Annotated in this window: 21 protein-coding genes; 13 read left to right on the top strand and 8 right to left on the bottom strand. The window is 67.7% G+C overall.

The genetic code is table 11. The features are described 5' to 3' along the window. Positions 1–13: 13 nt before the first annotated feature. The 5 genes from CAP37_RS15870 to CAP37_RS15850 form a co-directional block, all read right to left on the bottom strand. On the bottom strand, positions 14–1,621 hold the full coding sequence (locus CAP37_RS15870; protein ID WP_086125202.1) for an acyl-CoA carboxylase subunit beta: 1,608 nt from the start codon (positions 1,619–1,621) through the stop codon (positions 14–16). Between the two features lie 9 nt (positions 1,622–1,630). Then, complete coding sequence (locus CAP37_RS15865) at positions 1,631–2,533, bottom strand: SDR family oxidoreductase (protein WP_086125201.1); 903 nt, start codon at positions 2,531–2,533, stop codon at positions 1,631–1,633. Beyond that, positions 2,530–3,204 (bottom strand): TetR/AcrR family transcriptional regulator, encoded by a 675-nt coding sequence (locus CAP37_RS15860; protein WP_086125200.1) that lies wholly within the window; start codon positions 3,202–3,204, stop codon positions 2,530–2,532. Before CAP37_RS15860 ends, CAP37_RS15865 begins: the two co-directional genes overlap by 4 nt. Positions 3,205–3,292: 88 nt before the next feature. Further along, positions 3,293–4,090, bottom strand: a complete 798-nt coding sequence (locus tag CAP37_RS15855; protein ID WP_086125562.1) for a phosphodiesterase — start codon at positions 4,088–4,090, stop codon at positions 3,293–3,295. 33 nt (positions 4,091–4,123) lie between these two features. Beyond that, entirely contained in the window at positions 4,124–5,305 is a 1,182-nt protein-coding gene (locus CAP37_RS15850) for a glycosyltransferase (protein ID WP_086125199.1), read from the bottom strand. Positions 5,306–5,412: 107 nt separating this feature from the next. Between CAP37_RS15850 and atzF the strand changes: the two genes are divergently transcribed. From atzF to CAP37_RS15830, 4 genes are read left to right on the top strand one after another with little or no spacing between them, the layout of a single operon-like run. After that, entirely contained in the window at positions 5,413–7,128 is a 1,716-nt protein-coding gene (gene atzF / locus CAP37_RS15845; protein ID WP_086125198.1) for an allophanate hydrolase, read from the top strand. Positions 7,129–7,170: 42 nt separating this feature from the next. Continuing rightward, the gene (locus CAP37_RS15840) at positions 7,171–8,190 is read left to right on the top strand and encodes an ABC transporter substrate-binding protein (RefSeq protein ID WP_086125197.1); all 1,020 of its coding nucleotides are present in this window, start codon (positions 7,171–7,173) and stop codon (positions 8,188–8,190) included. 5 nt (positions 8,191–8,195) lie between these two features. Beyond that, entirely contained in the window at positions 8,196–9,038 is an 843-nt protein-coding gene (locus tag CAP37_RS15835; RefSeq protein ID WP_086125196.1) for an ABC transporter permease, read from the top strand. Then, positions 9,035–9,859, top strand: a complete 825-nt coding sequence (locus tag CAP37_RS15830; protein ID WP_086125195.1) for an ABC transporter ATP-binding protein — start codon at positions 9,035–9,037, stop codon at positions 9,857–9,859. The genes CAP37_RS15835 and CAP37_RS15830 overlap by 4 nt, the downstream gene beginning before the upstream one ends. A gap of 6 nt (positions 9,860–9,865) precedes the next feature. On the opposite strand, the gene CAP37_RS15825 is transcribed toward CAP37_RS15830, so the two are convergent. The 3 genes from CAP37_RS15825 to CAP37_RS15815 are packed head-to-tail and all read right to left on the bottom strand — an operon-like array spanning position 9,866 to position 12,482. Then, positions 9,866–10,507 (bottom strand): TetR/AcrR family transcriptional regulator, encoded by a 642-nt coding sequence (locus CAP37_RS15825; protein ID WP_086125194.1) that lies wholly within the window; start codon positions 10,505–10,507, stop codon positions 9,866–9,868. Continuing rightward, entirely contained in the window at positions 10,504–11,685 is a 1,182-nt protein-coding gene (locus CAP37_RS15820) for an amidase (protein WP_086125193.1), read from the bottom strand. Before CAP37_RS15820 ends, CAP37_RS15825 begins: the two co-directional genes overlap by 4 nt. Beyond that, entirely contained in the window at positions 11,682–12,482 is an 801-nt protein-coding gene (locus CAP37_RS15815) for a cysteine hydrolase (protein WP_143435958.1), read from the bottom strand. The genes CAP37_RS15820 and CAP37_RS15815 overlap by 4 nt, the downstream gene beginning before the upstream one ends. A gap of 191 nt (positions 12,483–12,673) precedes the next feature. Here CAP37_RS15815 and CAP37_RS15810 point away from each other — a divergent pair, with 191 nt between their 5' ends. The 9 genes from CAP37_RS15810 to CAP37_RS15770 are packed head-to-tail and all read left to right on the top strand — an operon-like array spanning position 12,674 to position 20,626. Next, positions 12,674–13,678, top strand: a complete 1,005-nt coding sequence (locus tag CAP37_RS15810; protein ID WP_179190252.1) for a BMP family protein — start codon at positions 12,674–12,676, stop codon at positions 13,676–13,678. Between the two features lie 5 nt (positions 13,679–13,683). Beyond that, positions 13,684–15,273, top strand: a complete 1,590-nt coding sequence (locus CAP37_RS15805) for an ABC transporter ATP-binding protein (RefSeq protein WP_086125192.1) — start codon at positions 13,684–13,686, stop codon at positions 15,271–15,273. After that, a complete protein-coding gene (locus CAP37_RS15800) occupies positions 15,270–16,349 on the top strand; it encodes an ABC transporter permease (protein ID WP_086125191.1) in 1,080 nt (359 codons plus the stop codon). Before CAP37_RS15805 ends, CAP37_RS15800 begins: the two co-directional genes overlap by 4 nt. Beyond that, the gene (locus tag CAP37_RS15795) at positions 16,346–17,269 is read left to right on the top strand and encodes an ABC transporter permease (protein WP_179190251.1); all 924 of its coding nucleotides are present in this window, start codon (positions 16,346–16,348) and stop codon (positions 17,267–17,269) included. The genes CAP37_RS15800 and CAP37_RS15795 overlap by 4 nt, the downstream gene beginning before the upstream one ends. After that, positions 17,269–17,475: a DUF4089 domain-containing protein gene (locus tag CAP37_RS15790; RefSeq protein ID WP_086125190.1), complete on the top strand. Its 207-nt coding sequence runs from the start codon at positions 17,269–17,271 to the stop codon at positions 17,473–17,475. The genes CAP37_RS15795 and CAP37_RS15790 overlap by 1 nt, the downstream gene beginning before the upstream one ends. 1 nt (position 17,476) lies before the next feature. Then, a complete protein-coding gene (locus CAP37_RS15785; protein WP_086125189.1) occupies positions 17,477–18,871 on the top strand; it encodes an AtzE family amidohydrolase in 1,395 nt (464 codons plus the stop codon). Continuing rightward, positions 18,871–19,245: an oxalurate catabolism protein HpxZ gene (gene hpxZ / locus CAP37_RS15780; protein ID WP_086125558.1), complete on the top strand. Its 375-nt coding sequence runs from the start codon at positions 18,871–18,873 to the stop codon at positions 19,243–19,245. The genes CAP37_RS15785 and hpxZ overlap by 1 nt, the downstream gene beginning before the upstream one ends. Positions 19,246–19,253: 8 nt before the next feature. Continuing rightward, a complete protein-coding gene (locus CAP37_RS15775) occupies positions 19,254–19,919 on the top strand; it encodes a cysteine hydrolase family protein (protein WP_086125557.1) in 666 nt (221 codons plus the stop codon). 14 nt (positions 19,920–19,933) lie between these two features. Continuing rightward, positions 19,934–20,626 (top strand): GntR family transcriptional regulator, encoded by a 693-nt coding sequence (locus CAP37_RS15770; RefSeq protein WP_086125188.1) that lies wholly within the window; start codon positions 19,934–19,936, stop codon positions 20,624–20,626. Positions 20,627–20,631 lie beyond the last annotated feature (5 nt).

Here is a 20,631-nt window from a genome sequence, read left to right as displayed (position 1 = left end):
TCGTCCTTGTGATTTACATGCGCGCGACACCGAACTGCATGGGTCGCAGGGTTTTTGCGTGGGCTTCGACCACCGTGTCGAGGCAGAAGGCGAGCACGGCGCGCGTGTCGCGCGGGTCGATCACGCCGTCGTCGAGCACGAGGCCGCTGGTGTAGAACGCGTCGGCTTGCGTCTCGAACACGTTCACGATCTGGTCGAACTGCGCCTGCATCTGAGCCGGGTCTGGCGTGATGCCTTTGCGCGCCATGCCCGCCTCGGCCACGATCTGCATGGTGCGCGCCGCCTGCTCGCCGCCCATCACCGCCGTTTTCGCCTGCGGCCAGCTGAAGAGAAAACGCGGCTCGTAGCCGCGCCCGCACATGCCGTAGTTGCCGGCACCAAAAGACGCGCCGCACTGAATGGTGATCTGCGGTACGGTGGCGTTGGTCACGGCCTGAATCATCTTGCTGCCGTGTTTGATCATGCCGCCCTGCTCGCTGTCCTTGCCCACCATGTAGCCAGTGGTGTTCTGCAGATAGATGATCGGATGGCCGAGCTGACACATCCACTGGATGAAGTGCGTGGCCTTGTTCGCACCGGCCACATCGATGGGGCCGTTGTTGCTGATGATGCCCACCGCGTGGCCGCCGATGCGGGCCTGCGCGCAAAGGGTGGCGGCGCCGTAGAGGGATTTGAATTCGAGCAGGTCGGCAGCGTCGACGATGCGGGCCATGATTTCGCGCATGTCGACCGGTTCGCGGTGGTGCGGGGGCATGAGGGCGAGGAGGTCGTCGGGTTCAAACTCCCTCCCCCCCTGGGGGAGGGTCGGGGTGGGGGCTCCCTGCGCCAACTGTTCGAGCACCTTCCGAGCCAACCCCAACGCCTGCCGATCGTCCTCCGCCAGGTACTCCCCCAAACCCGACACCCCGGTGTGCATCTCCGCCCCGCCCAGTTCTTCCTCGGTCGCCACCTCGCCGGTGGCCGCCATCAACAACGGTGGCCCGGCCAGGAAAGCGCGTGAGCGCCCGCGCACCATGATCACCACGTCGCTCAGCCCCGGCATGTACGCGCCACCCGCCGTGCCTGACCCATGCTGCACGGTGATGACCGGGATGCCCGCGGCCGAGAGGCGCGCCAGGTTGCGGAACAGCGAGCCGCCCTGCACGAAGCCTTCCACCTTGTACTTCGTGAGGTTGGCGCCGGCGCTCTCCACCAGGTGCACGAAGGGCAGCTTGTTCTGCAGCGCGATCTCCTGCACGCGCAGGATCTTTTCCAGCCCGCGCGGCTGGATGGCGCCGGCCTCGATGCCCGAATCGCTCGCCACCACCATGCAGCGCACACCCGAGATGAAGCCCATGCCTGCCACGATGCCGCCACCGGGCACGGATTTTTCGGGGTCTTTCGTATCTTGCAGGAAACCGGCCAGCGAGCACAGCGGCACATAGGGTGTGCCGGGATCGAGCAGCAAGGCCACACGCTCGCGCGGCAGCAACTGGCCTCGCTTGTCGAACACCGGCTTCGATTTGGCCGAGGCCTGCGCGGCGCGGTCTTCCAGCGCGCGGAGCTGCGCGATGCGCGCGAGCATGGCTTCGCGCCGCTGCAGGGCCTGCGGGCTCTTCGGGTTGAATGAAGATTCAAACATCGTGCGACGTCATTCCTGGAACACCTTCGGCGTGACATACCGGTGAAACCCATCGAAGGGTTTCACGGCGTCGCGCGTCTGCACGTCAACCGGCGCGGCCACCTGGCCCCAGCCCATGCGCACCTGAGGGCGCGCACCATCCACCCGCAGCACCGTGCCACTGATGAAGCTGGCCACCGGCGAGAGCAGGTAGACGATGGCGCCGGAGGTTTCGGCTTCGTTGCCGAAACGACCGGCAGGCACGGTCTCGCGCATCTCGCGCAGCATGGGGCCGGCCTCGGCGGGGTAGTGGTCCATGCCGCTGGAGGCGATGTAGCCCGGCGCCACCGCGTTCACACGCACACCGCTCCGGGCCCACTCCATGGCCGCCGTTTCGGTGAAGCTCACCATGCCCGCGCGCGCTGCGCCGCTGTGGCCCATGCCCGGCATGGAGCCCCAGATGTCGGCAATGATGTTGACGATGGCGCCGCCGTGCGCCTGCATGCTCTGCACATAACATTCGCGCGCCATGAGGAAGCCGCCGGTGAGGTTGGTGTCCACCACCGCCTGCCAGCCCTTGGCGCTGATGTTCTCCAGCGGCGTGATGTACTGGCCGCCGGCGTTGTTCACCAGGCCATCGATGCGGCCGTGCGCGCCGACGATGGCGGTGACCACGGTGCGCACCGCGTCCTCCTGGCGGATGTCGCAGGCGTGGAAGCTGGCGCGCCCGCCATCGGCCACGATCTCGCCGGCCACGTCCTGCAGCTTGGCGAGGTTGCGGCCAATCAGCACCACATGCGCGCCCAGGCTGGCCAGTTCGTGCGCGGTGCAGCGGCCTATGCCCGAGCCCCCACCGGTGACGACCACCACGCGGCCCGCAAAAAGACCCGATGCGAACGCCGAGCGGTAGCCCTTGTGGTCGTGCGGGTTCATGTCGGCTCCTTCAGAAAGAGTTGCAACGCCGAGGTGGTGAGTTCATCGAGCGAGGCGCGCCCGCGCGCTTTTGCGCTGCGGCCCGAGGGCGGCGCGTACCACTGGGCCGACCAGTTGAGCGCGCCGAAGATCATGAGTCGCGCCAGCGCCGGATCGGCCGCGAGCCGGCGCTCTTCGTGCAGGGCCTGCAACACCGGCGACCACGCTCCCTCGTACTCGTCTTTCAGGCGGTTCACCTCGCCGCGTTGCGCCGCGTCGATGGAACGCCACTCGTAAAGCATCACGGGAATGAAGTCGCTGTCGGGACCCAGCAGCACGTCGAAATGGTTGCGCACCAGGGTGTGCAGGCGCTCGCGGGCGGTGGCGTTTTCGGCGAGCTTGGCTAGCGCGGCGTTCTGGCGCCGCAGCGCGCCCTGCATGCCTTCGAGCATCACCGCTGCCAGCAGCGCCTCTTTGCTTTCAAAGTGATAGAACGGCGAGCCCGCCTGCATGCCCACGGCAGCTGCGATGTCGCGCGTGGTGGTGGCACCAAAGCCCTGCTGCCGAAAGAGCCGCGCCGCGCCTTCGATCAGCTCGCGCCGCCGGTTGCCATCGTCGCGTTCATCGGCGGTCTTGCGCGGGCGGCCGCGGGCCCGGCGCGGCGCTTCGGTATCGGGTGTCTCCAGATTCATGGAGCGCACCTTAGCAGCGGGCTCTATTTATAGCAAGCGTGCGCTTTGTAAAAATAAGCCTGCACTGTCACCGCTTCGACAGCAGCAGTCAGCCAAACGGAAACGGCCCCGCAAAATCCCCCACCGGGCAGGTGTGCGTGACAAGGCGCCCGCTGTGCCAGTGGTGCAGCTGGTAGCCGGGCGGCTCCATCACGAAGGCGCCGGTGGCACCGGGGCGCAGATCCAGCGCCACCTGGTGCGCGGTGCTGGGGCACACACTGGCCACAGCGCCGCCCACGCGGCACTGCATGCTGCGGTGCAGGTGGCCGCAGAGGATGCGCTCCACGTGCGGATGGTGTGAGATGACAGCCTCGAACGCGTCGGCGTTCTCCAGGCCGAAGTGATCCATGTATTCAATGCCGCTGGCGAAAGGGGGGTGGTGCATGGCCACCAGGGTCGGGCGGCGATCTTCGGCCAGGCGTTCGTCCAGCCAGCGCAAGCGCTGTTCGCAGAGTTGTCCACGGCCTTCGCCGGGCACCACCGTGTCGAGCACCAGCAGGCGCAGCGCACCCAGGTCCACCGCGTACTGCAGGAATTCACCGGTCTGATTCAGGTACTCGAAGCCCGGCCCGTCAAATGCCGTGCGCAGGCCATGGCGTTCGTCGTGGTTGCCGGCCACCACGTAACAGGGAAGGCCCAGCGGCGAGAGGATCTCCTGGAGGTGGGCGTATTCCTCGGCGTGGCCCCCGTCCACCAGATCTCCGGTGGCCAGGATCGCAACGGGCATCGGGTTTTGCTGCAGGAGGCTCGCCACCGCAGCGCGCAGGAAGGCGGCGGTATCGACCTTGTCGTAGGCCAGCCGGCCGGGCGGTTTGATGTGCAGGTCGGAGATCTGGGCCAGGAGCATGGGCACCATTCTGACCGGCGCTCCATGTTGTGCCTATCCCCCGGGTGTCGAGGTGAAACGTTGCGTGGGGAGCGCGGGCGAACGCACTGTGTCGGCCTGCGCGAGGATGCGGTCCAGGATGTGCGGCACCTCAAACAGCGCGCGGTTGTTGACCCGGCGCACGCTGTGCCGAAACCCGTTCAGATCCGACAGCAGTTCAGCCACCGCGCGCTCGATGGTTCTGAAGCTCCGGAGCACGATGCCCAGCCGCTGCTCGCGCACCCACTGGGCGTTGTAGCGCTCCTGCGGCATGGTCCAGGCGTTGTCCGTCACGATCACGGGCAGGCCCATCTGCACCGCTTCGCTCAGGCTGCCCGGGCCGGGCTTGCCGATGAAAAAATCGGCGGACTGCATGAGGCCCGGTACGTCGCTGCAGAAGCCGACCACATGGCGCGGTGCACCGGTGGGCAGTTCACGCAGGCGCGTGGCCAGTGCGGTGTTGTGGCCGCAGATGAAGATGAGCTGCGTGCTGGCCGAGAGGCGCTCGGCGATGCCCAGCATGGCCCTCGAGCCGTGGCCACCAAACATGACGAGGCCCGTGGGACGCGCGGGGTCGAGCCCGAGCTGGCGCAGCGCATGGGACCGGTCGGCGCTGCTCCTGGGCAGATAAAACTCGGGCCGCACCAGCATGCCGGTGGTGGCGTGCACGCGGCTGGCGTCGTGTCCCATGGCGCGGGCCTGCGACACCGCGCGCGGCGTGCCGCAGATGAAGTGCTGCGGCTGGTCGCGCTCGATCCAGAAGTTCGGCGGGAAATCGGCGAGGTCGGTGAGCAGGGTCGCGTAGGGCACGCCGGGCAATGCGCTGGCCAGACTCTCGAACATGGCGCGGTTGAAGTTGGGCACCAGCGAGACCACCAGGTCGGGCTCGGTGTGCAGCCAGTGCTGCTGGAGCTGGCGAACCAGCATGGGGTGAGACAGGCGAATGAGTCCCTGCAGCAGCTTGAGTTCCTGCGCCATGCCGATGGTCCAGCCGCGCGCCAGGCGGCGGTTGTACCAGTCCTCCGGGGCCTTGCCGGTCATGGCCCGAAAACGCTGGCGCGGGTCGAGCACCTCGAACAGGTCCACCAGGCGCACCCGCCAGGGCCATTCCTGCGCGGCCAGCACGGCCTGAAGCGCAAGTGCCGAGGCCCGGTGGCCACCACCGGCATTGAAATAGATCAGGTCGACGGTCTTCATGCGCCGATTGGAGCGGCGCTTTGTGTCAGGACCGTGGCGGGACTTTCCAGTCATCGGCTGGCATTCATCTTGCATGTGATCTTGTATCCAAGATGGAATGCTTAAACATGGTGCAAGAAAAAACCCTCCCGACCCCTGCGGCTCCGCTGGCGCCGCAGGCGTGGATTCACCACCCGGCGCAGCCCATTGCCGGGGCGCCCACCGGTGCACTGGCGGGCCTGACCTTCGCGGTGAAGGACAACATCGACGTGGCAGGCTGGCCCACCACGGCGGCCTGCCCGGCCTTTGCGTACCGGCCCGATGCCCACGCCAGCGTGGTGCGCCGTTTGCTCGAAGCTGGTGCATTGGTGCTGGGCAAAACCAATCTCGACCAGTTCGCCTGCGGCCTGAGCGGCACGCGCTCGCCTTACGGCGCGGTGCCCAACGCGATCAACCCCTTGTATGTGTCGGGCGGCTCCAGTTCGGGGTCGGCCTATGTGGTGGCCACGGGCCAGGTCGACTTCGCGCTGGGCACCGACACCGCCGGCTCGGGCCGGGTGCCGGCGGGGCTGAACAACATCGTCGGCCTCAAGCCCTCGCGGGGGCTCATCAGTGCGCGCGGCGTGGTGCCGGCCGCACAGGCGGTGGACTGCGTCTCCATCTTTGCCCCCACGGTGGCCGGCGCCGTGCGCGTGCTGGCGGCGGCGCTGGGCCACGACGCCGCAGACCCCTATTCGCGCACGCTGGGCCTGGCCAGCGAGCCATTCAGCACGCGGTTTCGCTTCGGTGTGCCTGCCGAGCTGGAGTTCTTTGGCGACGAGGCCGCTCGCGCCGCCTTCGACGACGCGCTGGCGCAACTGAAAGCGCAGGGCGGCGAAGCGGTGCCGCTGGATTTCGCGCCGCTCTCGGCCTGCGCGGAGATGCTTTACGGCAGCGCGCTGGTGGCGCAGCGGCACGAGGCGATTCGCAACTTCTTCGACGTGCACGAGGTCGAGGTGATCGAGCCGGTGCGCAGCATCATTGCATCGGGCCGAGGCTACAGCGCGAGCGATCTGGTGGCCGCGCAAACGCGCCTGGCCGAGCTGGGCCAGCAGGCAGAGGCGCTGTGGAAGGGCATCGATCTCTTGGTGGTGCCGACCGCGCCCACGCACCACACCATCGCGCGCATGCAGGCCGACCCGGTGGTGCTGAACCGCCAGCTCGGTGCCTACACCAACTTCGTCAACCTGCTCGACTACGCCGCGCTCTCGGTGCCAGCGAGCATGCGCCCCGACGGCCTGCCCTTCGGCATCACGCTCATTGGCCGCTGCGGTTCGGACTGGCAACTGGCCGAACTCGGGCAGCGCTTTCACCACGCCACCGGCCTCACGCAGGGCGCCACGGGTGTGCCGCTGCACGCGCCGCAGCCCATACCAGGGCTGACGAGCGCGCCCACGGTGCGGGTGGCGGTGGTGGGCGCGCACCTCTCGGGCATGCCGCTGAATGCCCAGCTCACCGAGCGCGGCGCCACGCTGGCCGCGCGCACTCACACCGCCGCGCAGTACCGCCTGTATGCCCTGCCCCGCACCACACCGCCCAAGCCTGGCCTGCTGCGGGTGGCGAGCGGCGAAGGCGAGTGCATCGAGGTCGAGGTGTGGAACATGCCGCTGGCGCACTACGGCAGCTTCGTCGCGCTGGTGCCGCAGCCGCTCTCTATCGGCACGCTCACGCTCACCGATGGCAGCCAGGTACAGGGTTTCCTGTGCGAGCCGCTGGCGCTCGATGGTGCCACCGACATCACCCACCTGGGCGGCTGGCGAGCCTACATCGCCTCGCTCAAGGCCGCGCCTGTGGCCACCACCTGAACGGTTTCCATTCCATTGTTTTCAACCCAGCAGGAGTTCTCCATGAAACACTTTCAAGCCCCTTTGCCTTCCCCCGCCGACGCGCGCCGCCGCCGCGTGCTGCAGATCGGCGCTGCCGGTGCGGTGCTGGGTGTACTGGGTACGCCGAACGTGCTGCGCGCGCAGACCGGGCCGAAGATCCGCATCGGCTACTGGCCGATCGCCGCCGGGCTGCCGTTCTACTCGGCGATCGAGCTGGGCTACTTCAAGGAAGCCGGTCTGGAAGTGGAGCCGCTCAAGTTCGCTGGCGCGCAGCAGGTAATGGAAGCGGTGCTCTCGGGCCGCGCCGACGGCACCGCCAATGGCACCGGCTCGGCCAACATCGCCATCGGTGAAATCGCCCAGCCCGGCACCTTCAAGATCTTCTGCTCCAACCCAAGCAACGTAAAGAACGTGCTCGACGAAGTGATCGTGCCGGTGGCGAGCCCGGCCAAGGTGATGGCTGACCTGAAGGGCAAGCGCGTCGCGTCCGGCCCCGGCATTCAGAACGTGACGCTGGCCAAAACCGTGCTGGAGCGCGGCGGCGCAGTGGGTGCCACGGTGGTGGAGCTGCCGATCGGCCAGCATGTGGCCGCGCTCGCGGCCGGCCAGATCGACGGCGCTTACACGCTCGAACCCACGGGCACCATCGGCCGCATGAACGGCACCACCAAGGTGCTGGAAGCCGGCGTGATCGCGCGCTACGTGCTGGGCGATCCCAAGGCGCCATGGTTCGGCGGCTCGGCTTCGCTCGCTTCGGATTTCATCAAGAAGAACCCGGACGCGGCGAAGAAGTTTGTGGCGGCCTACGGCAAGGGCGTGAACTACGTGCGCACCAAGTCGGTGGAGGCGCGGCAATACCTGAAGGGCTACACCGCCATCGAGGGCGCGCTCACCGGCGAGGTGCCGCTGGCCGCGTACACCATGTACAACGAGTTCACCCCCGCCGACGTGGCGCACTTCCAGAAGTTCTTCGACCTGTTCAGCGAGAAGGGCATCTTCAGCTCGCGCCTGATGGTCGACACCATGCTCTACAAGGGCTGAGCACGATGGCTGCCACCACGCCCGCCAGCGCCGAGGCCACCGGTAAGCCCTGGACACCCCCGGCCGCCAACGCGGCACCGGTGGTGTCGAAAAAGACCGACTGGGGCAAGGCCCTGCCCTTCGTGGGACCGGTCGTGCTCTTCATCATCTGGGACCTGGCCGTGCGCACCGGCTTCATCAAGGCCATCTTGCTGCCGCCGCCGATCGACGCGCTCGGCGCGCTGCTGGGTGGCCTGGCCGGTGGTCCGCTGCTGGGTGATTTCGCGGTGACGGTGTGGCGCACCGTGCAGGCCTTTCTGATCGCGGCCATCGTCGGCATGCCGCTGGGGGTGCTGCTCGGCAGCAACGAGAAGGCCTACCGCAGCGTGGAGTTTCTGATCGACTTCTTCCGCTCCACGCCGTCGTCGGCGCTGATCCCGCTGTTCCTCATGATCTTCGGCGTGTCCGACATCAACAAGGTCGCCATTGCGGCCTTCGGCGCGCTGCTGATCGTGGTGTTCAACAGCGCGTACGGCGTGATCAATGCGCGCAAGCAGCGCGTGATGGCGGCCAAGGTGATGGGCGCAACGCGCTGGCAGGTGTTCAAGGACGTGCTGGTGTGGGAGAGCCTGCAACCGAGCTTCGTGGGCTTGCGCTCGGCTGTGTCCATGGCGCTCGTGATCGTGATCGTGGCCGAGATGTTCATTGGTGCCGACAGCGGCCTGGGCAACCGGATCATCAACTCGCAGCAGGTGATGAACGTGAAGGACATGTACGCGTCCATCCTGGCGGCCGGTGCGCTGGGGTACGCATTGAATGTCCTCTTTCTCTTGATCGAACGGAAGATCGTCCACTGGAGCGGAAGATGAACGCTGTACTCAATGCCCCGGCCTTTGACGCTGACGTGCCGGCGCCCGAATTCAAGCCCGGGCCGTCCGGCACGCACATCACCATTCGCGGGCTTACCAAGTACTTTGCCGGCTGGCCGCTGTACGAGAACTTCGACCTCGACATTCCCAAGCACAAGATCGTGTCGGTGTTCGGGCCGAACGGCTGCGGCAAGAGCACGCTGATCAACATGATCGCCGGGCTGGTGCCGATCGACAGCGGCGAGATTTTGTTCGACGGCAAGAGCCTGAAGGACACCAAGATCGGCTACGTGTTCCAGAACTACCGCGAAGCGATGTTCCCGTGGATGCGCACCATCGACAACATCGCCTACCCGCTGAAGCTCGAAGGCAAGAGCAAGGCCGAGGTGGACCGGCGCATGGCCGAGCTGGTGGCTTCGTTCGACGTGAAGTTCGACCTGAACCGCTACCCCTACGAACTCTCGGGCGGGCAGCAGCAGACCGCATCCATCATGCGGGCGCTCGCACCCAACCCCGAGGTGCTGTTTCTCGACGAACCGTTCTCGGCGCTCGACTTCGAGATGACGCTGTTCATCCGCGAGAAACTGCAGGAAGTGTTCATGCAGACCGGCACCACCATGATGCTGGTCTCGCACGACCTGGAAGAAGCGGTGTACCTGGCCGACCAGGTGCTGCTGCTGACCAAGCGGCCCACCAAAGTGGCCGAGATCCTGCCCTACAACGACCCGCGCCCGCGCACCACCGCCACGCTGTCCGAACCCAGCTTCATCGATGCGAAGAAGCTGAGCCTGGAGATCTTTCAGCGCGAGGTGCGCCGGTGAGGCCGTTCACCCGGGCTCGGGCGCGAGGAAGGCGGCCAGCATCTGCCGCACCATTTTCAGGTGCGCCTTCTGCCACGACGGTTTGTGCAGGTCCTTGTGGAAGATGCGGGAGAGGGTGAAGGCATGCGCACGCCCGTAATACGACAGGCTGACCATGGCCACATAAAGGTGCAGCGCGTCCACACCCGCGCGCACCTCGCCATTGGCCACGCCACGCGTGAGCAGCTTGCGAATGCGGCTGAGCACCGGCGTGGCCATTTCGGGAATGCGCGTGGAGATCGCCAGGTGGCGCGCCTCGTTGAGGTTCTCGAACGCCAGAAGCTTGCGCAGGCGCGGGTGCGCGGCGAAATGGTTCTCCACAAAATCGAAGATGCCCATCAGCCCTTCCAGCGGCTCCATGGTGTCCACGTCGATCTGCAGTTCGTCGTGGCGCAGGTCGGCCAGCACCGCCTCGAGCACGGCGACGTAGAGGTCGTCCTTGCTGCCGAAGTAGTGGTAGAGCATGCGGATGTTGGTGCCCGCGTGGCGCGCGATGCGGTCGGTGCGTGCGCCGCTGAAACCGTGGTCGCCAAACTCGGCCACCGCCGCTTCCAGCAGACGGGCGCGCGTGCGGGCCGGGTCACGGCGCGAAGGTGATTCAAGTGTCAAAGGGAACTCCCGGACGTCGACAAGGCCAGTGCAAGGTCCAGCAGACGCTCGTCCTGGCCCGGGGCAGCGATGAAGGATACGCCCACGGGCAAGCCCTGGGCACGGGTGAGCGGCAGCACGATCTGGGGCAACCCGGCGTGTCCGGCGATGGCGCCCAGCGCAAGCGCCTGCGTGTAGAAACGCGATCGTTCGTCGCCATCGGCTGCGCGCCGCAGCGCGACGCAAGGCGCGGCTGGCACCAGCCAGGCTTCGTCGGGGCCGATGCGATCCACCAGCGCGCGGGCGGCTGCTTTGCGCCAGGCTTGCCAATGCGGGCGCAGGCTGGCGTCGAGCGCCATCGCCTGCTCGAAGCGCGGCGCAATGGCCGCGCCGAAGTTCGGCCGTTGCCGCCGGATCCACGGGCCCAGCTGGTCTGCGATCTCGTGCCCCTGCAAGGCCGAGTAAGCCGCTCCCCAGGGTTGCCACGCGCCTGCGAAGGCCTCGCGGGGAGCGCTGACGCCGGCCTGCGCGGCCCAGTCGAGCAGCGCTTGCCGAACGTCTGCGTCGGCCAGCGCGAGCGCGTCGAGCGCCACGCAGAGCCGCAGCGCGGGGCGCACCGCAGCGGGGTCGCTGCCGAGCAGCACGTGCCCCACTGCGCGCAGTGTGGGCACATCGCGCGCGAACCAGCCCACGGTGTCAAAGCTCGGGGCGAACGGCACCACACCCTGCAGCGAAACGCGCCCGTGGGTGGGCCGCATGGCCGCCACGCCGCAGAACGAAGCCGGCACGCGCACCGAGCCACCGGTGTCGGTGCCGAGCGCGATGTCGGCATCGCCCCAGGCCACGGCAGCGGCCGAGCCACTGGACGAACCACCGGGCAGGCGGCCCTCGTCCACCGGGTGGCGTGGTGTGCCGTAAAACGCGTTCTCGCCTTCGAGGCTGAAGGCCAGTTCGTCGGTGAGGGTCTTGCCGACCACGCACGCACCGGCGGCGCGCAGCCGGGCCACGCAGGCGGCGTCGGCATCGGGTACGGCATGGCTGGCGGCCCAATCCGGGTTGCCGGCACCGGTGGGTGCACCGGCCACATCGATGAGGTCTTTCACCGCGAGCCGAAGGCCATCGAGCACACCCGGGCTCGTGGGCTCGCGTTCGCCATTCACACCGGGGACAAAACCCCCGGACGCCCATGAAGCCGTCATCGCACAGGCAGAGCGTCGAGCACCTGCTGCGAGCCGGTGACGAAGCCGAAGCACTTCTTCACGTTCCACACCGTGGCCTCGGTGCAGAAGGCGGGGGAGCTGGTGGCGCAACAGTCTTCCAGCATCACGCAGCCGTAACCCAGAAAGTTGGCGTCGGTGAGTGTGTGCAGCACGCACTGGTCGGTGTTGCAGCCGGCGAACAGGATGCTCTTGATGCCGAGGTTCTTCAAGATGCTGTCCAGCGGGGTGTCCCAGAAACCGCTGATGCGGTACTTGTCCACCTGAATGTCGCCCGGCACGGGGGCGAGTTCGTCAACAACTGCGGCCGCCCACGAGTCTTTCTCCAGCACATTGCCCTTGCCGCTGGGCAGCGGGTAGCCCAGGCCCACGCCTTGGCCGCCGTTGTCGTACAGGTGAATCTGGTTCGGCGGCATGTTGGCCAGATCGGGCCGGTTGCCCCAGTTGACCCAGATCACCGGCACGCCGGCGGTGCGCAGTGCGGGCAACAGTTTCTGCAAAGGCTCGATGGGTGTGCGATCCACTGTGCAGTCGAAGCCCAGCGAATCGACCCAGCCGTCTTTGGTGCAGAAGTCGTTCTGCAGATCGATCACGACGATGGCGGTGCGCCGCAGGTCGAGCACCACGTTCTGCGGCGCGGCCTCGATGCGCGCGCGCACCGGCTCGGGCGCCGGCATGGCCATGTCCACCTCGTCGGGCGTGGCGATCCAGTGGTAGTGGTGGCCCAGGCCAAGAGCGCCTTCGGTGCGGGCATCGGGCAGGTAGGGATGGCGTTTCATGAAAAGCTCCGGTTGGGTGCAGCGGTCAAGGGCGGCGATGGGTCGCGGTCGCTACAGGCTGGTGCACCGAGGTTCCGGCGCACCCATCTGGGGCAGAAATCCACGCTCAACACTGGCACTGTTATTGCAGGACATGGCGATAAGTAATCAGTTATTTACTTCCCTCCCCCACCCCAAGCGAAAGGCATGCCATGAAATCTTCTTTCCTCAAATCTTCCACATCCCGCCGTGGGTTCGCGTTCAGCGGCATCGCGTCTGCACTGCTGTTGTCGACCAGTGCGCTCGCGCCGCTGGCGCAGGCCGCCGACCCGCTGGCGGTCGGCATCCTGATTCCCGGCTCCAAGTCCGACAAGGGCTGGATGGAGTCGGGCTACGACGGTCTGGTGGCGGCGCAGAAGGCGCACGGCGACAAGGTCAAGGTGCAGATGATCGAGAACATCAACTACGCCGACATGGAGCAGGCGCTGACCAACCTGGCCAGCAAGAACAAGCTGGTGATCGGCGTGGGCGGGCAGACGCAGGCGGCGGTGATGAAGGTGGCCAAGCGCTTCCCGAACACCCGCTTCTCCATCGTGGGTGGCAACAAGGCCGAAGACATGCCAAACGTGGCCGGCTACGACGTGAAGCAGGCCGAGATCGCTTTCGTGGCGGGTGCGGCAGCTGCCATGCTGTCGAAGAATGGCGCGGTGAGCTACGTGGGCGGCATGGAGATTCCGTCCATCGTGAACGCCGGCAAGGAGTTCGGCAACGGCGCGAAGTACGTGAACCCGAAGATCAAGTATTTCGAGAACTACACCGGCGATTTCGACAACGTGGCCAAGTCCAAGGAAGCCACGCTGGCGGCCATCGCGCAGGGTGCCGATGTGCACTACCACATCCTGAATCTGGGCCTGCGCGGCATGGAGCAGGCGGCGAAGGAAAAAGGCACCAAGGTGGTGGGCAGCTACACCGACCGTTGCGGCACCGACGCCCTGTACCCCGCCTACAGCATCACAGGTGTGGGTTACCAGGTGCAGTACGCCATTGACGAAGCGGTGAAGGGCACCTGGAAGGCGGGCTACAAGCCGTTCGGCCTGGCCATGGGTTCCAAGGCTTCCGACATGGTGGTGTGCGGCGCCACGCCGGAAGTGAAGAAGAAGCTCGAGGACATCAAGAAGGACATTCTCAGCGGCAAGATCAAGGTGCTGGAAGGCTGATCCCCATGCGCGCGACGCCGGACACGGGAGAGGGCACGGCAGGCGCGCGGGCGCCGGCCGGTGCGCCGCTGCTGCGCATCGAAGGGCTGTGCAAGCGCTTCGGCACGCTGCAGGCGCTGCAGGACGTCTCGCTCGAACTCTGGCCCGGCGAAGTGCATTGCCTGCTGGGGGAGAACGGCGCCGGCAAATCCACCCTGTGCAACCTGGTGTTCGGTGTGTACGCGCCCGACGCCGGCAGCATGAGCTTTGATGGCCAGCCCTGGCGACCGCGCTCGCCGGCCGAAGCGCTTTCTCGTGGCATTGCCATGGTGCACCAGCACTTCAGCCTGGTGCCCGACCTCAGCGTGGTCGACAACCTGCTGCTCGGCCAGGCCAGCGGCGTGCTCGACCGCAAGGCCTGGGCCGCCAGGCTCGACACCATGCGCGAGCGCTACGGGCTGGCGCTGGACCCGTGGGCGCTCATTCAGGATCTTTCGGTCGGTGAGCGCCAGCGGGTGGAGATCGTGAAATGCCTGATCCGCGAGCCGCGCCTGCTGGTGCTGGATGAACCCACGGCCGTGCTGCTGCCAGCCGAAATCGCCGCGCTGCTCGCCGTGTGCGAGCGCGTGGCCGCGCAAGGTTGCGGCGTGGCGCTGGTCACGCACAAACTGGCGGAAATTCGCCAGGTGGCGCGGCGCGCCACGGTGCTGCGCGGTGGGCGTGTGGCGGCACACTCCGATGCGCCCACACAGGAGATTGATCTGCTGGTGCGCGCCATGATCCAGCGCGACCTGGCGGAGCCGGCGGCCACCTCCACGCTCGCCGATGTGCCGGTGGCGTCGCCCGGATCGCGGGAATCCGAACCCGCCTTGATGGCCGACGGCCTGACCGTGCGCGATGCCGACGGCGTGCTGCGGCTGGACCAGTTCACGCTGATGGTGGCGCCCGGCGAGATCGTGGCCGTGGCGGGTGTGGAGGGCAACGGCCAGAGCGAGCTGGGCGCCGTGCTCTCGGGCATGCTCGCGCCCACCGAAGGGCGCTTCTTCCTGCATGGCGAAGAAATGACAGGCCAGCCACCGCGCGTGCTCACGCAGGCCGGCTGCGGCGTGGTGCCGGAAGACCGCCACGCGCTGGCCTGCGTGACGGGCATGAGCGTGGCCGAGAACATGATGCTGGACCGCCTGAACCGCTTTCGCCGCTTCGGCCTGCTCGACCGCGCGGCCCTGCGCAGCGCCGCGCAGGAACTGATGACGCACTTCGACGTGCGCGCCGCGAGCCCCGACGTGGCGTTCGGCGGCCTCTCCGGCGGCAACCAGCAGAAGGCCGTGCTGGCGCGCGAGCTCACGCTCGATGCCCTGCGGTTTCTGCTCGCCGCCCAACCCACGCGCGGTCTGGACGTGGGCGCGGTGGAGGCGATCTACAACCACATCCGCGCGGTCGCCGCGCGCGGGGTCGGTGTGCTGCTGATTTCGTCCGAACTCGATGAACTGCTCTCGGTGGCGCACCGCGTGGTGGTGCTGTACCGGGGCCGTGTGATGGGCATCTGCCGCGCCGACCGGTCCGAGCGGGAACGCATTGGCGCCTGGATGGCGGGTCAACAGGAACAAACCGCATGAGCACCGCACTCACACTCAAGACCCTGCGACCCGGCCCTGCTCTCTGGGTGTCGGTGGCGGCCGTCGCCGGTTCGCTGCTCGCGGGCATGGGTCTGGTCGCCCTGATGGGCGTGCCCGTGCTGGAAGCGGTGGCGGCGTTTGCCGACGGTGCCTGGGGCTCGCCGTATGCGCTGGCCGCTTCGATCAACCGCGCGCTGGTGCTGATGCTGGTGGGTCTGGGTTTCGTGCTCGCCGAACGCGCCAACCTCACCAACGTGGGCGGCGAAGGCCAGATCGCCGTGGGCGGCATCGCCGCCATCGCGCTTTGCTTGTGGCCGGCGGTGGCAGGTCTGCCGTTCGGGCTGGCCTTCATCGTGCCGATGCTCGGGGCCTGCGTGGCTGGCGCGTTCTGGGGCGGTATTGCGGGGGTGCTCAAAGTCAAGGCCGGCACCAACGAAGTGATCGCCACGCTGCTGCTCTCGTTCATTGCGATCTGGATGGTTTACGGCAGCGTGCAGTCGGAGAACCTGCTGCGCCGACCCATGACGACCTCGGCCACGCTGCCGGAATCGCTGGAGATTCCGGTCGCCACGCAACTGCCGCTGCTGCTGGGCGATGCGTCGGTGCCGCTGCACGCGGGTCTGCCCATCGGACTGGTGCTGGCGGTGGTGGTGGCTGTGGTGCTGGGCTTCACCGTACTGGGCCTGAAGCTGCGCGCCGCCGGCCTCAACCCGCGCGCCGCGCGCCGCGCCGGCATGGCGATCGACCGCCTCACCATCGGCGTGTTGTGCGCGGCGGGCGCGCTGGGCGGGCTCGCGGGCGCCTGCATGCTGCAGGGCGAGCAGTACACGCTGAAGGCCGGGTTCTCGTCGGGCTACGGTTTCGATGGTCTGGTGGTGGGCCTGCTGGCGCGCGGCTCGGTGCCGGGCGTCATTGCCGGTTCGCTGCTGTTTGGTTTCCTGCGCTCGGGCGGCATCAACATGGAGATGGTGGCACAGGTGCCCACCGCCCTGGTGGTGGTGATCCAGGGCCTGATCATCATCACGCTGGCTGGCGCTGCGCTCGCCATCCAGCGCATGGAAGGACGCTCCGCATGATCGAACCCGAACTCGCCGCCGTCTTCATTGGCTCCACCATTCGCCTGGCGGCACCGCTGCTGCTGGCCGCCACCGGCGAGCTGGTGAGCGAGCGTGCCGGCGTGCTCAACATGAGCGTGGAAGGCATGATGCTCACCGGTGCCTTTGCCGGCGCCGTGGGCTCGTGGGCCACCGGTTCACCGGTGCTGGGCCTGGCAATCGGCGTGCTGTGTGTGCTGCCGGTGGCGTGGCTGCAGGCTTTTCTGAGCATCACGCTGCGCGCCAACCAGATCGTCACCGGCATCGGCATCAACATTCTGGTGCTGGGCGCCACCACGCTGGGCTACCGCGCGATCTTCGGCAGCCGCTCCCGCACCGAAATTCCCGGGCTGGACAAATGGGCGCCGCCCGGCCTGGCCGATCTGCCCGTGCTGGGCGAACACGTGTTCCGCCAGACCTGGCTGCTGTACGCCGCCATCGTGCTCATCGTCGGTGTGGCCTGGGTCATGCGGTCCACGTCGCTGGGCCTGGCCATCCACTCGGCCGGCACAGCGCCGCACGCGGCCGCCAACTCGGGCCTGCACGTCAACCGCATCCGCTACGGCGCGGTGCTGTTCACCGGCTTCATGTCGGCGCTGGCGGGCTGCTTCCTCTCCATCGGCGACATTCACACCTTCACCGAAGGCATGACCAGCGGCGCCGGTTACCTGGCGATTGCGGCCGTGATCTTCGGCAACTGGCTCCTGGGCCGCACACTGCTGGCCTGCGTGCTGTTCGGCGGCGCCACGGCGCTGCAGTTCCAGTTGCCGGCGATGGGTGTGGACATTCCCAATGCGCTGCTCATCATGCTGCCCTACGTGCTGGCGCTGCTCGCCGTGGGCGGCCTGGTGGGTCGCCAGATCGCGCCGGCCTCACTCACCCAACCCTACAAAGGTCACTGATGGAAGAACAGGATGTTCGCGAGTACGTGAAGACCAGCGCCCGGTTGCTCGGCCTGCCGCTGGACGACGAACAGACCACGCGCGTGGCCACGCACCTGCAGCGCACCGCCGCCATGGCCGAACTGCTCGATGCCTTTCCGCTGCTGGACGACGACGAGGTGGTGGAAGTGTTCTGCCCTGCGCCCTACATTCCCTCGCCGCACTGACATGCCCATGCCCCTGAATCTCAGCCAGACCGCGCAGGCGGTGGCCAACGGCCAGCAGAGTGCGGCCGAGGTGCTGGACACCTGCATCGCCCGCATCGAAGCCACCGATGCCCGCATCAACGCCTTCACCGGCATGCGCTTAGCCGCCGCCCGTGCCCAGGCGGCGCGGGTCGATGCGCAGCGCGCGCGCGGCGAAACGCTGGGCCCGCTGGCCGGTGTGCCGTTCGCGGTGAAGAACCTGTTCGATATCGAAGGCGAGGTGACGCTGGCAGGCTCGAAGGTCAACCGCGCGAACCCGCCCGCCACCGCCGATGCGGTGCTGGTGCAGCGCCTGCAGGCCGCTGGCGCGGTGCTGGTGGGCTCGCTGAACATGGACGAGTACGCCTACGGTTTCACCACCGAGAACACGCACTACGGCCCCTGCCACAACCCGCACAAGCTCGGGCATGTGGCGGGCGGATCGTCGGGTGGATCGGGCGCGGCGGTGGCGGCTGGCCAGGTGCCGCTCACGCTCGGCTCGGACACCAACGGTTCGATCCGCGTGCCCTCTTCCTTCTGCGGCGTGTGGGGCCTGAAGCCCACCTTCGGTCGGCTCTCGCGGCGCGGCACCTACCCGTTCGTGAACAGCATCGACCACCTCGGTCCGTTTGCCGACGATGTGGCCGGCCTCGCCCTGGCCTACAACGCACTGCAGGGACCGGACCCGCTCGACCCAGGTTGTTTTGCCACCAGCGTGCAGCCGGTCACGCGTTCGCTCGGTCTGGGCGCACAAGGTCTGCGCGTGGGCGTGCTCGGCGGCTGGTTCGCCGAACTGGCCAGCCCGCCCGCGCAACAGGCCGTGGCCCGCGCCGCCTCTGCGCTGGGCGCCAGCGCCACGGTGGCCTGGCCCGATCCGGCGCAGGCCCGTGCCGCCGCCTTCATCACCAGCGCCAGCGAAGGCGGCGCCCTGCACCTCCAGCGCCTGCGCACACAGGCCGCCGATTTCGAGCCGCTCTCGGTGGACCGCTTCATTTCGGGCGCGCTGCAGCCCGCCGCCTGGTACCTGCGCGCGCAGCGCTTTCGCCGCGTCTACCGCGACAAGGTGAACGCGCTGTTCCGCGACTGGGACGTGTTGATCGCGCCCGCCACACCCGTGGCCGCGCCCGCCATCGGCACCGAGTGGATCGACATCAACGGCCAGCGTTTTCCCTGCCGGCCTTCCATCGGCCTGCTCACGCAACCGATCTCGTTCGCCGGCTGCCCGGTGGTGGCCGCACCGCTGTGGCCATCGGGCACCGAGGGCTTGCCGATCGGCGTGCAGCTGATTGCAGCGCCCTGGCGCGAAGACCTGGCACTGCGCGCGGGCTGGGCGCTGGCGCAGGCGGGTGTGGCGCATGTGAAGGAGCCTGGCCTGTGATCGAAGTGAACATTCCGGATGTGCTGGCCGAAGTGACCGAGGCCTTCGAGCGGTACGAGAAGGCGCTGACCACCAACGACGTGGCCGTGCTCGACGAGCTGTTCTGGGACAGCCCGCACACGCTGCGCTACGGTGCCACCGAAAACCTCTACGGCGCCGACGCGATTCGTGCGTTTCGCGCCGCTCGCCCATCGGCCGGACTGGAGCGCACGCTCGGCCGCACCGTGATCACCACCTACGGCCGCGCCTTCGCCACCGCCAACACCGAATTCCACCGCGCAGGCAGCGACCGCGTCGGCCGCCAGAGCCAGACCTGGATGCTCACACCCGAGGGCTGGCGCGTGGTGGCAGCGCACGTGAGCCTGATGGTGTGAGCACGGCCATGCAAGTCCAGGCCCTGCCGTTCCCCTACGAGTTCGACGTGGCGCACACCGCGCTGGTCATCATCGACATGCAGCGCGACTTCATCGAGCCCGGTGGCTTCGGCGAAACGCTGGGCAACAACGTGGCGCTGCTCGAAGCCATCGTGCCGGCCTGCCAGGCGGTGCTGAAGGCCTGGCGCGCGGCGGGGGGACTGGTGGTGCACACGCGCGAGGCGCACGCCGCCGACCTCTCAGATTGCCCGCCCGCCAAGCGCCTGCGCGGCAATCCCACGCTGCGCATTGGTGATGTGGGGCCCATGGGCCGCATCCTGGTGGCGGGCGAACCCGGCAACCAGATCATTCCAGCGCTGGCGCCAATGGCCGGCGAGACGGTGGTGGACAAGCCGGGCAAGGGCATGTTCTACGGCACCCCGCTGCACGCACAGTTCCAGCAGGCCGGCATCACACACCTGCTGTTCATGGGCGTGACCACCGAGGTGTGCGTACAGACCAGCATGCGCGAGGCCAACGACCGGGGCTACGACTGCCTGCTGCTGGAGGATTGCACGGAGAGCTACTTCCCGCATTTCAAGGCGGCGGCGGTGGAAATGCTGCGCGCGCAGGGGGCCATCATCGGCTGGACCGCGACCAGTGCGCAGCTGATCGCGGCGCTGCCAGCGCGATGAGATAGAGTTTCCCCGTGCAGAAGACACCCCATCCCTCACGCGCCAACGAAGTCTACGAACAGCTCAAGCGCGACATCGCCGACTTTCGCCTGGTGCCGGGCGACCGTTTCACCGAGCACGAGCTGTGCGCGCGGCTGGAGGTGTCTCGCACGCCGGTGCGCCAGGCGCTGTTCCGCCTGCAGCAGGAAGGGCTGGTGGAGGTGATGTTTCGCAGCGGCTGGCGCGTGCTGCCGTTCGATTTCGACAAGTTCGACCAGCTCTACGACCTGCGCATGGTGCTGGAGACCACCGCGGTGCAGCGCCTGTGCCTGCAGGACCCGACAACCTCCGAACCGCTGCTGCAGGAACTGAAGGAACGCTGGCTGGTGCCGGTGGCCGAGCGCAGCAGCGACGCCACGCAGGTGGCCGCGTGGGACGAAGCTTTTCATGAAACCCTGGTGAGCGCGGCGGGCAACGCCGAACTGGCGCGCGTGCACCACGAGGTGACCGAGCGCATCCGCATCATCCGCCGGCTCGATTTTCTGAAGCAGATGCGCATCGACGCCACCTACGACGAACACGCCAAGATCCTGCGCGCCATCCTCGCCCGCAAGGCGGACCGCGCCGACCTGCTGCTGCGCTCGCACATCCAGGCCAGCCAGGTCGAGGTGCGCAAGATCACGCTGCACCAGGTGTACATGGCGCAGCAGGTGGCGCCGGCGGCCTGAAGCCG

The sequence above is a fragment of the Hydrogenophaga sp. IBVHS1 genome (assembly GCF_002127265.1).
GTDB lineage: Bacteria > Pseudomonadota > Gammaproteobacteria > Burkholderiales > Burkholderiaceae_C > Hydrogenophaga.
This window is presented reverse-complemented; position numbering and strand designations above follow the sequence as displayed.

Bases quoted from the DNA above. Each gene is read 5' to 3' on its own strand.
- CAP37_RS15800 (WP_086125191.1), top strand. From the start codon at position 15,270: ATGAGCACCGCACTCACACTCAAGACCCTGCGACCCGGCCCTGCTCTC.
- CAP37_RS15820 (WP_086125193.1), bottom strand. From the start codon at position 11,685: ATGACGGCTTCATGGGCGTCCGGGGGTTTTGTCCCCGGTGTGAATGGC.
- CAP37_RS15815 (WP_143435958.1), bottom strand. From the start codon at position 12,482: ATGAAACGCCATCCCTACCTGCCCGATGCCCGCACCGAAGGCGCTCTT.
- CAP37_RS15860 (WP_086125200.1), bottom strand. From the start codon at position 3,204: ATGAATCTGGAGACACCCGATACCGAAGCGCCGCGCCGGGCCCGCGGC.
- CAP37_RS15795 (WP_179190251.1), top strand. From the start codon at position 16,346: ATGATCGAACCCGAACTCGCCGCCGTCTTCATTGGCTCCACCATTCGC.
- CAP37_RS15835 (WP_086125196.1), top strand. From the start codon at position 8,196: ATGGCTGCCACCACGCCCGCCAGCGCCGAGGCCACCGGTAAGCCCTGG.
- CAP37_RS15855 (WP_086125562.1), bottom strand. From the start codon at position 4,090: ATGCTCCTGGCCCAGATCTCCGACCTGCACATCAAACCGCCCGGCCGG.
- CAP37_RS15810 (WP_179190252.1), top strand. From the start codon at position 12,674: ATGAAATCTTCTTTCCTCAAATCTTCCACATCCCGCCGTGGGTTCGCG.
- CAP37_RS15790 (WP_086125190.1), top strand. From the start codon at position 17,269: ATGGAAGAACAGGATGTTCGCGAGTACGTGAAGACCAGCGCCCGGTTG.
- CAP37_RS15830 (WP_086125195.1), top strand. From the start codon at position 9,035: ATGAACGCTGTACTCAATGCCCCGGCCTTTGACGCTGACGTGCCGGCG.
- atzF (WP_086125198.1), top strand. From the start codon at position 5,413: ATGGTGCAAGAAAAAACCCTCCCGACCCCTGCGGCTCCGCTGGCGCCG.
- CAP37_RS15775 (WP_086125557.1), top strand. From the start codon at position 19,254: ATGCAAGTCCAGGCCCTGCCGTTCCCCTACGAGTTCGACGTGGCGCAC.
- CAP37_RS15870 (WP_086125202.1), bottom strand. From the start codon at position 1,621: ATGTTTGAATCTTCATTCAACCCGAAGAGCCCGCAGGCCCTGCAGCGG.
- CAP37_RS15850 (WP_086125199.1), bottom strand. From the start codon at position 5,305: ATGAAGACCGTCGACCTGATCTATTTCAATGCCGGTGGTGGCCACCGG.
- CAP37_RS15785 (WP_086125189.1), top strand. From the start codon at position 17,477: ATGCCCATGCCCCTGAATCTCAGCCAGACCGCGCAGGCGGTGGCCAAC.
- CAP37_RS15805 (WP_086125192.1), top strand. From the start codon at position 13,684: ATGCGCGCGACGCCGGACACGGGAGAGGGCACGGCAGGCGCGCGGGCG.
- CAP37_RS15840 (WP_086125197.1), top strand. From the start codon at position 7,171: ATGAAACACTTTCAAGCCCCTTTGCCTTCCCCCGCCGACGCGCGCCGC.
- CAP37_RS15865 (WP_086125201.1), bottom strand. From the start codon at position 2,533: ATGAACCCGCACGACCACAAGGGCTACCGCTCGGCGTTCGCATCGGGT.